We start from the raw sequence: 1,632 nt of genomic DNA, 5'->3' as shown, positions 1-1,632 counted from the left end.
GGTCGCGGACGTCTTCGTGGCCATGGGCTACGAGGTCGCCGAAGGACCGGAGGCCGAGGCGGAGTGGTTCAACTTCGACGCCCTGAACTTCCTGCCCGACCACCCGGCCCGGCAGATGCAGGACACCTTCTTCGTGCAGGGCCCCGAGGGCACCGACGAGTCCGGGTCCGGCGTCGTGCTGCGCACCCACACCTCCCCGGTGCAGGCCCGCGCGCTGCTGAGCCGTGAGCTGCCGGTCTACATTGTCTGCCCCGGCCGCGTGTTCCGCACGGACGAGCTGGACGCCACGCACACGCCCGTCTTCCACCAGATCGAGCTGCTGGCGGTCGACGAGGGCCTGACGATGGCCGACCTCAAGGGCACCCTGGACCACATGGTCCAGGCCCTGTTCGGTGCGGACATGAAGACCCGGCTGCGGCCGAACTTCTTCCCGTTCACCGAGCCGAGCGCCGAGATGGACATGCTCTGCTACGTCTGCAAGGGCGAGTCCATCGGCAACCCCGACCGCCCCTGCCGCACCTGCTCCTCCGAGGGCTGGATCGAGCTCGGCGGCTGCGGCATGGTCAACCCGCGGGTGCTCACCGCCTGCGGCGTCGACCCCGAGAAGTACAGCGGGTTCGCCTTCGGGTTCGGCATCGAGCGGATGCTGATGTTCCGCCACAACGTCGAAGACATGCGAGACATGGTCGAGGCTGACGTCCGGTTCACCCGGCCGTTCGGGATGGAGATCTGATGCGGGTCCCGCTTTCTTGGCTGCGGGAGTACGTCGACCTGCCGGAGACGGAGACCGGTCGTGACGTGCAGGCCAAGCTCATTTCGGCCGGTCTGGAGGTCGAAACCGTCGAGCAGCTCGGCGCCGACCTCAAGGGCCCCCTTGTTGTCGGCCGGGTGGCGACGATCGAGGAGCTGACGGAGTTCAAGAAGCCGATCCGCTTCTGCACCGTCGACGTCGGCCAGGCCAACGGCACCGGTGAGCCCCAGGAGATCGTCTGCGGCGCCCGCAACTTCGCCGTCGGCGACAAGGTCGTCGTGGCCCTGCCCGGCGCGGTCCTGCCCGGTGACTTCCAGATCGCCGAGCGCAAGACCTACGGCAAGATGTCCCGCGGCATGATCTGCTCCAGCGACGAGCTGAACATGGGCGACGACGGCACCAAGGGCATCATCGTCCTGCCGCCGGAGACCGAGATCGGCAAGGACGCAGTCGAGCTGCTGGAGCTGGTCGACGAGGTCCTCGACATCGCGGTCACGCCCGACCGCGGCTACTGCCTGTCGCTGCGCGGCGTGGCGCGCGAGACGGCCATCGCCTACGGCCTGCCGCTGCGCGACCCGGCCCTGATCGACGTGCCCGCCCCGAACGCCTACGGCTACCCGGTGCAGATCTCCGATCCCACCGGCTGCGACCGCTTCACCGCCCGCACGGTGACGGGCCTGAGCGCCGAGGCCCGCTCCCCGATCTGGCTCCAGCGCCGGCTGCAGAAGGTCGGCATGCGCCCGATCTCCCTCGCCGTCGACGTCACCAACTACGTGATGATGGAGCTCGGCCAGCCGCTGCACGCCTACGACCGCGGCCTGGTCCAGGGCACGATCGGCGTGCGCCGGGCCGAGGCGGGCGAGAAGCTCACCACCCTCGAC

Annotated in this window: 2 protein-coding genes; both read left to right on the top strand. The window is 69.2% G+C overall.

Going from position 1 to position 1,632, the window contains the following annotated elements; translation table 11 throughout:
* Positions 1 to 733 (top strand): phenylalanine--tRNA ligase subunit alpha (pheS, locus tag ABT116_RS44780; protein ID WP_351646729.1); only part of this gene is annotated, 733 nt, incomplete at its 5' end.
* Positions 733 to 1,632, top strand: a 900-nt coding sequence (locus ABT116_RS44775; protein WP_351646726.1) for a phenylalanine--tRNA ligase subunit beta, incomplete at its 3' end; no start/stop codon positions are given. The genes pheS and ABT116_RS44775, both read left to right, overlap by 1 nt.

This window comes from Streptomyces sp. NPDC002130 (assembly GCF_040296465.1).
GTDB lineage: Bacteria > Actinomycetota > Actinomycetes > Streptomycetales > Streptomycetaceae > Streptomyces.
The sequence above is the reverse complement of the archived record's forward strand: the minus strand, read 5'-3'. Positions and strand labels throughout refer to the sequence as shown.